Genomic DNA, 8611 nt, shown 5'->3' on the forward strand with positions numbered 1-8611 from the left:
GCGAACACTTGCAATTGATAGAATTCCGAACTATTACAAAAGGATACTCCGTGGTCTGCTGGGCATTGTTTCTTGCCCGTATGCCACTGGTTCGTAGTTCAACCCCTCAATGAGGAATTCGTTTCATGTTTCGACTCGTAGCCCGCGATCTTGCAATTGACCTCGGTACGGCTAATACCCTGATGTATGAAAAAGGCAAGGGGATAGTTCTTAATGAACCGTCGATAGTTGCGGTTACTCGCGATGGTCAACGCAAACGTCCCCTGGCATTTGGAGCTGAAGCGAAAGTCATGCTCGGAAGAACCCCGCAGGGAGTGGAGGTGATTCGTCCGGTAAGGACTGGAGTAATAGCTGATTTTGAAGTCGCAAAGATGATGTTGAGTCACTTTTTGCACGTAGCTCGTGAGCAGTCGCGTGCCCTTGTTAAGCCACGAGTAATTGTCGGTGTTCCGAGTGGAATTACTGAAGTAGAGGACCGTGCTATTCGAGAGTCGATCGTTGAGCAGACAAGAGACGTAAAGCTCATCGATGAAGCCATGGCAGCCGCTATTGGATGTGGGCTTCCAGTAACGGAAGCAATTGCGAGTCTTATTGTAGATGTCGGCGGTGGGACCACTGATATCGCTGTTATCAGTTTTCTGGATATTGTGTATTCGCTTTCTGTCCGGCAAGGCGGAGATGCAATGGATGAAGCTATTATTAATCACATGAGAAGACGACATCACCTCCTCATCGGAGAAGCAACTGCCGAGCTCATTAAGAAAACGATTGGATGTGCGCATCCAGACTATGACGAGCAGGAGATGGAAGTACGCGGAAGGAGCCTGACAAGCGGAGCCCCCGCATCATTGATAGTCTCTGGAGGGGAAATTCGAGAGGCAATTATGGAGGTAGTTGCGAGTATTACGGCCGCCATTAGGCAAGCGCTTGAGAATACGCCACCAGAACTTTCAGGAGACCTTATGTCTACAGGTATAGCGCTTGCGGGAGGTGGGGCACTCTTGAGAGGGCTCGATAGGTATATCGCTGAGGAGCTTCAGGTGAGTGTTGCCGTGGCGGATGATCCCCTCGCAGCAGTGGTAGAGGGGGCGGGGAAGGTGCTTGATAACCTGGAGCCGTATCAAGGGGTCTGTAAATAAGTCTTCTTTTACGACTCTGAAAGATAAGAAGTAATTCTCAATTGTATTTGCGGTGTAGCAACTCTTCCCTAGAAGCTCCGTAGGTCAAACGTCCCATAGTCGTTGATCGTACAGGATATCGATTCGCCAATCGCTGGAAAAGTCTGCTCTCTGCTCGGTACAACAATTACCTGTTTGTAGGAACTATTTCTTCCGATAAGTCTTCTACCACCTCGCGCTGTGTCATGCTGGATTTCTGTTACAAGAATTTGTCCCTGAGTGTCCAGCCAGAAGCGATTTCTTGAGCGACTAATTCGACGAAAGAGTTTTGTTGTCTCAGAGGAGCGAGCTTTCACCAGTGAGCCAGAAAGCGGGGTGAGGGCAGCTGCTCTCGTTTTGGGGCGTGGCCAAAATCGAGATATGTTCACGACATCTGGCATACTGTGAAGCAAGGCGGACTGTGTCGCTTGATGATCTTCTTCCGTTTCAGTCGGATATCCACAAATGATATCTGTTGCAATCGTGAGATCTGGAAAAAAAGAACGACCTTTGGTTACAAGTGAGAGGTAATCTTCGGCAGTATGTTCCCTGCGCATATGGTCAAGCACGGTATTGCTGCCACTTTGCAGGGGAATATGGAGGAAACGATAGAGCTTCTCAGATTCCAGAAGCTTCCATAACGAATCCTCAAATTTATGAAAATGTTGAGGGTTCGCCATCCCAATCCGAATTTTAAACCGTCCTTTGATCTCGATAAGTGCTGAGAGGAGATCGGCGAGCGTAACTCCAATGTCTATTCCATAGGCAGATGTGTCTTGTGACGTAAGATATATCTCACGGTGGCCACGAGCGATCGCTTCCTGCGCAGTGTCCCTCAAATGACGAATTGAATGTGAACGAAGATTGCCCCGTGCAAGTTTCGTCATACAGAAGGAACATGAACTCAGGCATCCCTGAGAGATGCTTAATATAAAGGGTGAGCTCGGAGGTTCATCTCGAACTACGAGAGGAAGAGGTGATTTTTTTCTCTTCGTGATCTGAATTGGGGACCCCTGGAGACTTCCTGAGATAGCCTCTGGTAGCGAATCGAGGGTGTCGGGTCCAATCAGCGATTTATTCTTAAACAATTCGTTTTGAGGGTCAGCTTGAGAGAGGCATCCCGCAACGACAACTGTTTTGCCGATAGACTCTAATTCACGAATCCTCTTCTCTATCGCAGTTTGAGTGGGCCCTTTCACGGTACAGGTGTTTAAGACGACAACATCACTGTCTTTTTCGGCAGTTACGAGGTGTAGTCCTGAGGTCTCAGCATAGTGCTCCATCAGGCGGGTATCAGCGTGGTTGGCACTGCATCCATAGGTCTCGAATGAGACGGTCTGCCCTGCCAGGAGAGGCTTATTGCTCGGTGGAGTTAGGGTGCTGTTTTCTTGTAATAATTTGTTCTTCATACGTCACTTCGTTGAGACCTGTTGAGCAATAGCGTAGGCTCTTAAGGTATGAATTGGAAGCTCACCCTCAAATTACTCATAACTGCGACGCTTGTCACGGTTATCGCTCAGTCAGTTGATCTGAAGGCAAGTTTTCAGAGCCTGCTTCAGGTCCCCGCAGGGAGCATTCTTCTTGTTGTAATGGGATATCTGCTAGGACAGGTGATAAGTGCTATTAAGTGGCGGATGCTCGCTCAAGCTGGAGGAATCATCACTTCGACGATGGAATCCCTGAAAGCATATTTTATCGGCATGTTCATGAACTGCTTTGGGTTAGGAATGGTCGGAGGAGATGTCATCCGGGGGATGTTGATTTCAGGGAAGGGTGGCTCGCGGACGCTCGGTGTAACCTCTGTGGTAGCAGATCGAGCGCATGGACTCGCAGTGCTCGCAGGAGTGGGCGGTCTCTCGGCACTAATTTTTCGACCTGACTTCTTGGATTCTTATCTGATTGCCATGTTGATTTTTATCGGGCTTGGCGTTGGAACTGGCTGGATTCTTGCTCCGCTTTTAGTAAGTCGAATTTTTTCAGTTGAATCGAAACTTGGGAAGAAGCTGGTTCAGTTGACTGGAATGCTGTCTCGAGACTCAAGGGTACTTTTTCGAGTTAGCGTGCTATCGCTTCTCTTTCATCTCTTGCAGATCTCCCTCCACTGGTTCATGGCGGATGCACTTGGAGCCTCGATCCCCTTTCTTTATATTTTAACAACCGTTCCATTTATTAATATCCTGGGTAGTCTTCCGATAAGTTGGAATGGAGTGGGAGTACGAGAGGCCGGATACATCTTCTTTTTCACGCAGCAACATCCATTTCTTTCTCAAGAGCAAGCGGTAGCGATGGGTGCTCTTTGGCTGCTAGCAATTACCATTTCTAGTGCTGTCGGGGGTACCGTTGCCTTGCTATCGAAGGACTTGAATATATCCCTTCTTCGTTCTGATACCTTGCGAAATTCTTCTACTGCGCTGTAAAAGAGAAGGGTGAGCTGTGTTCGTCAGCTATGAAAAGGCAAAGATTTTAGCCTGGGAGGAATTGTAGCGTGGATTCGTGGAAAAAGTGTGTAATCTGCAAGAAGTCGATAGCCTTTAATCAGGCCTACTATAGATGTTCTGTTAGCGGATGTAAGAGTGAGCGGAAGTCGATAGTCTTTTGTAGTGTCCCGTGTTGGGATGAGCACCGTGCAGTCTTTGGTCACAGGAGTGCCTGGGCGGAAGAGCAAACGAGCCCCAAAAGTGGGGGTGCGAAAGTGGGAGAACGTTCTCCCCAGCGTACGGTAGTGTCTCTAACATCTGCTGCGAATCCAGCAAAAAGTCAAATTCCTTCGAGTCTATCTCGTGATATCTCTTACGATACCTTAGTGGTTGTCTCGAAAGTAAAAAAGTTAATTCGAGATCTTAGTGAGTTTAATACGAGTCAGTGTGCGATTGATGTTCTCACGGAGCGAGTAGTGGAAGAATGTCGGCAAGCTGTTGAAGTTGCGCGGTCAAGCGGGCGAAAGACGGTGATGGGAAGAGATTTTAGTAAGTAAGCGCCTTAACACTCCTCAAGCGAAAGGGAATACTGTCATAGGACAGGGGAATACTGTCATAGGACAGGGGAATACTGTCATAGGAAGCAGAGATACTGTCATAGGAAGCAGAGATACTGTCATAGGACAGCAGATATTCTGTCATAGGACAGCGTCACTGACTGCCGATATAGAAGGTAGCGTTATACATTCGGCGATTGGGGGCTGCCTCTTGTATTACCATTGTATGGGTTGGAGGGTCTGAGTTTTCGTATACCCAAACTCCATTTTGATTATGAATGATAATCTCTTCTCTATGGTCGCCTAGAATGTCGAAGTGATGAACGAAATGTTTTGACATGCCGGATTCGGGACTTCCCGCCCATGGAAAAGGAAATTCAGCGACAACCTCTCCATCACCATTGAGGAGAGCAGGATTGTGATTCGCCATTCTAAACGCTATGAGGAAGTCTTGCTGCTCGGCATCGCTCCATCCTGAAACAGCCGAAATCATAGTCGTCTTTCCGAGCTTAGGGATGTTCCACAAGAGGGCTCCATCTTTATCGTAGGTATAGAGGTTTCCTTTTGGCCGTTCAACAAAGACGACTTGCTTATTACCACCTGAATCAGGACGGAGCCCTGCGATGACCGCATGTTGAGAGTGTCGGTGGGGCTGTTTCCACAGTGTTTTGCCATCTTTATCGAGTAGGTAGCTGTCTCCACTTGACGCTATAGCGATCTCTGGAATGCCATCTCCATCGACATCCTCAATATCAGCGGCATCGTTATGACGTTTAATCCTGCCAGCTTTCCATAGAGGTTGACCATTTGGTCTAAAGAGGACATATCCCATCAGAAACTCATCGCGGCCGTCCCCGTTAAGATCGAATTCTACAGGATAGTGTCCAGTCCGAAGAGAGCGCTCGTACTTAAGCCGTAAACGGGGAGAGTATACCCAAAACTTTGAATAGCGATTTTTTAAGATAATCGCGTATGGATTTTTCCCTCGACGGAGTTTTGCAAATGCAATTGAGTCTCGAGCATCCTTCGGGACTTTTACTTTCTGGAGTGTTTCTCCCGTGTCTCCCGCGAGAATCCTGAGAGAGGAGCCGACGACAACAATAATCTCATTTTTCCCATCTTGGTTAATATCAAAGATTTGAACTGCGAGGTCTGAAAATATTATTCCCGTATGATCATTTCCAGCGCCACGTTGCCAGAGAATCTCTCCATCAAGAGTGATTGCGGTAATAAGCTTTATCCTCTGTTTCTTATGCCGTACGACTAAGAGATCACAGACGCCGTCGTGATTCAGGTCCCCGAAACGGATAAGCTCGCTACCGAAGCTTGTATCAAAAGGAATGCTTCTGACGAGAGTGGGGGTGCCGATAGCCTGTTCTGCGTTGACTAAGACATCTTCAGGGGCGGGAGGATCTGCTTTGATTTGGGAGGAGAAGGAAACGAGGAAAAAGAAAGCTGCAAGAAGAAGATGCGCTGCAGGAAAGAGTAACAAACGTCCTAATTGATACACGAAAACACACTCCAGATTTGGAAGCTCGGAGAGTATCCGACCTCCTCAGCACGGTTGACGCTAGCACAATTGGGTGGTGAAAGAGAAAAGTAAAGACGAATTTGTAGAACAAATTCTTATAATGAAAATATTGCTCGAATGCTTTGTTTGCCGGAGAAAGAAAGAAGATGTTGGGGTGGGCCAACACGAGGCTCTTCATTGAACAGGGCCATTATATTTCTCGCACGGAACGGCCGATGACAAGTCAGAAATCCATAACGAGACAAGAGTACAGGAGTGCAGGAGGGCAGGACTACAGGATACTGAGCGTAAGGATATACTGAGCGTAAGGATATACTGAGGGAATATGGATATAAACGTATGCAGAATGTATATAAAAGTGACCACGCAGAAAGCATTCAGCGCAGCACAGTGGGAAATTTGCACAGTGGGAAATTTGCACAGTGGGAAATTTGAACAGTGGGAAATTTGAACAGTGGGAAATTTGAGCCGGGGCGGGTTCGAACCGCCGACCCACTGATTAAAAGTCAGTTGCTCTACCGACTGAGCTACCGGCCCATACAGGGTTTTCTCGACCTTCTCTCGTTCGTTCCATCCTTGCAGCTCGCTCGCGAGACACTAGGATAGTGGCAACGGCAAGAAACGCCGAGATGGGGATTCTTACTTCTTGAGGTTGGAGTGTCAACCTTTCGTCTTTGAAAAGTGCATTCTCACCCTGAAGGGGGAGGATTCATATGTCCGGCCGACCTTGAGTTTTAATATGCCCATGATAACCCTCTCACTGCTTACCATGTGCTTGTCAGACTGAGATGCGGATGAGGGGAAGCTTGGGAGCCTTTATGCCTCTGATTAGACGTTAAAGCGAAAGTGAACGACATCTCCATCTTTCATGATGTATTCTTTCCCTTCTGTACGGAGTTTGCCCTTTTCCCTGGCACCACTCTCTCCGTTACATATGACATAGTCATCATATGAGATGACTTCAGCACGTATAAATCCGCGCTCGAAGTCAGAGTGAATCTTCCCCGCTGCCTGTGGAGCTGCGGTACCCTCTGAAATCGTCCATGCTCGCGCTTCTTTCGGCCCCACAGTGAAATACGTGAGGAGTCCAAGCAGTCGGTACCCTGACTGTAAAAGCCCGTCAAAACCTGAGCGCTCCAGACCAACGGATTGGAGATACTCTGCTCGCTCCTCTTTTGGGAGTTCTGCTATTTCAGCTTCGAGCTTTCCACAGATAGGAACAACCGACGAGCCTTGGCGTTCAGCGTACTCCTGAATCAATTTTATGCTTTCTGGTGTGCCACCCTCATTAAGGGTTTCGAGTTGTGATTCATCGATATTTGCCACATAGAGCGTCGGTTTTGAGGTAAGCAGAAGGGTTGTGGCTGCCTGGAATTCCTCATTCTCTTCTGAGGGGATAAAGCTGCGTGATGGTAATCCGTTGTTTAAGTGCTCTTCTAAACTCTGAAAAAGATCAAGGAGAGATTTGGCTTCTTTGTTGTTGGACTTCGCTAGTTTGCGAACCTTTTCAATTTGCTTCTGAACGGATTCGAGATCAGCGAGCAGTAACTCCGTCTCTATTGTTTCAATATCTCTAAGCGGATCAGGCGCTCCATCGACGTGAATCACGTTCTCATCGTTGAATGCTCGAACTACCTGTACTATTGCATCAACGGCTCTAATATGACCGAGAAATTGATTTCCAAGACCTTCTCCCTGGGATGCTCCTCGTATCAGACCCGCTATATCTACAAGGGTTATTTGAGCGGGAATAACCTTTTGTGACTGAGCCATGTTCGCGAGTTTTGCCAGCCGATCATCTGGCACTGGCACGGCACCAGTATTCGGTTCGATAGTGCAGAATGGGAAGTTCTCTGCTGCTGCTTTTGCCGAAGTGATGGCACTAAAGATGGTGCTTTTTCCAACGTTGGGAAGACCAACAATTCCGCAAGAGAAGCCCACTCATACTCCTTTAAAAGGATATATTCCTTGTTTACTGGCTGGGAAATTCAATTTTCTCAAAAAGCTGGGAAATCCCATTTTCTGGAAAATTTTATGGAGTGCCCCCGGGAGGACTTGAACCTCCGACCAATCGGTTATGAGCCGACTGCTCTGACCAACTGAGCTACAGGGGCAAAAGGTGAATAACCCTCGCGTGTCCTCACTTCAGCATGGCTTAAACGGGGAACAACGCGCCGCTGATAGAATGTAGCGAAACTTTGGCTTCAGGTCGAGTCGTCAGTGAAAAAGAGGGTAAAATCCCATGTTCAGGCCAGCCAGAGCGATTTTATGCCGGCTATTAGGGCAGATTCTGGGATTTTTCTCCTGAGAGGAAAGGTTCTTCATTGGAGAGTGCGCTAAAGTGGGGTAGTCTCCTGACTATGAATGGCACTACCACCTCCCCATCCCTTTCGAAACTCATACAACTGAGTGAACTTGATTCTAGTATTGCTCGTCTTCTTGCGCGTCAAAAGCAGTTAGATGAAGAGAGAAGAGCGAAGGAGGAGAGCTGTCAAAAGTTGAGGCGAGGATTTGAAGAGAAAACTGTAGAGCTCAGTGGAAAGAAGAAGAAATATCAAGAGGAAGAAAATCGAATTCAAGAAGAAAATAGTAAGCTTGTTGAGCGAAGGAAAGTTCTCTCAACGTTCTCGAACTATAAAGTTCAGCAATCAGCACAGAAAGAGATAGAGGCGTCTGCGAAGCAACTCGCCATGCAAGAAGAAAAGCTGATTGAGACCCTAGAGGATATTGAAAAGCTTGAAGCTCTAGTGAAGGCAGAGGAAGAAAATCTGTTATCTGAAGAAGAGAAGCTGAAGGAGTTTTCGGCAGATGTGGAAGGAGAGACGGAGTCGGTTATTGAACGGTGTTCCGAAAAAGAGGGAGCACGTAGTGAATTAGCCACTTCGGTAGATGCCTCGCATTTGGCACTTTACGACTTAATTCGAAAACGTCATGCGGTAGACCCTCTCG

Annotated in this window: 7 protein-coding genes and 2 tRNA genes; 4 read left to right on the forward strand and 5 right to left on the reverse strand. The window is 47.5% G+C overall.

Annotated features, from left to right (window positions below):
- Positions 1-125 precede the first annotated feature (125 nt).
- Entirely contained in the window at positions 126-1139 is a 1014-nt protein-coding gene (locus tag EBR25_11425; GenBank protein NBW41594.1) for a rod shape-determining protein, read from the forward strand.
- Positions 1140-1207: 68 nt separating this feature from the next.
- Here the strand turns inward: EBR25_11425 and EBR25_11430 are convergent, their stop codons facing one another.
- Positions 1208-2566 (reverse strand): tRNA (N(6)-L-threonylcarbamoyladenosine(37)-C(2))-methylthiotransferase, encoded by a 1359-nt coding sequence (locus tag EBR25_11430; protein NBW41595.1) that lies wholly within the window; start codon positions 2564-2566, stop codon positions 1208-1210.
- A 48-nt stretch (positions 2567-2614) separates the two neighbouring features.
- Here EBR25_11430 and EBR25_11435 point away from each other — a divergent pair, with 48 nt between their 5' ends.
- Both EBR25_11435 and EBR25_11440 read left to right on the forward strand, forming a co-directional pair.
- Complete coding sequence (locus tag EBR25_11435) at positions 2615-3574, forward strand: UPF0104 family protein (GenBank protein NBW41596.1); 960 nt, start codon at positions 2615-2617, stop codon at positions 3572-3574.
- A gap of 368 nt (positions 3575-3942) precedes the next feature.
- Complete coding sequence (locus EBR25_11440; protein NBW41597.1) at positions 3943-4131, forward strand: hypothetical protein; 189 nt, start codon at positions 3943-3945, stop codon at positions 4129-4131.
- A gap of 154 nt (positions 4132-4285) precedes the next feature.
- Here EBR25_11440 and EBR25_11445 read toward each other — a convergent pair whose 3' ends face one another.
- The 4 genes from EBR25_11445 to EBR25_11460 all read right to left on the reverse strand — a co-directional run bounded on the left by EBR25_11445 (position 4286) and on the right by EBR25_11460 (position 7776).
- Positions 4286-5641, reverse strand: coding sequence for a hypothetical protein (locus EBR25_11445; protein NBW41598.1), 1356 nt, complete (start codon positions 5639-5641; stop codon positions 4286-4288).
- A gap of 485 nt (positions 5642-6126) precedes the next feature.
- A tRNA-Lys gene (locus EBR25_11450) sits at positions 6127-6199 on the reverse strand.
- A 291-nt stretch (positions 6200-6490) separates the two neighbouring features.
- Complete coding sequence (ychF, locus tag EBR25_11455; protein NBW41599.1) at positions 6491-7603, reverse strand: redox-regulated ATPase YchF; 1113 nt, start codon at positions 7601-7603, stop codon at positions 6491-6493.
- 99 nt (positions 7604-7702) lie between these two features.
- Positions 7703-7776: transfer RNA gene (locus tag EBR25_11460), tRNA-Met, on the reverse strand.
- Between the two features lie 246 nt (positions 7777-8022).
- Here EBR25_11460 and EBR25_11465 point away from each other — a divergent pair.
- Positions 8023-8611, forward strand: a 589-nt coding sequence (locus EBR25_11465; protein ID NBW41600.1) for a hypothetical protein, incomplete at its 3' end; no start/stop codon positions are given.

It is taken from the genome of bacterium, assembly GCA_009926305.1.
Lineage (GTDB): Bacteria > Bdellovibrionota_C > UBA2361 > UBA2361 > RFPC01 > RFPC01.

Excerpts from the sequence above, each read along its gene's own strand:
- EBR25_11430 (NBW41595.1), bottom strand. The coding sequence starts at position 2,566 with ATGAAGAACAAATTATTACAAGAAAACAGCACCCTAACTCCACCGAGC.
- EBR25_11425 (NBW41594.1), top strand. The coding sequence starts at position 126 with ATGTTTCGACTCGTAGCCCGCGATCTTGCAATTGACCTCGGTACGGCT.
- EBR25_11435 (NBW41596.1), top strand. The coding sequence starts at position 2,615 with ATGAATTGGAAGCTCACCCTCAAATTACTCATAACTGCGACGCTTGTC.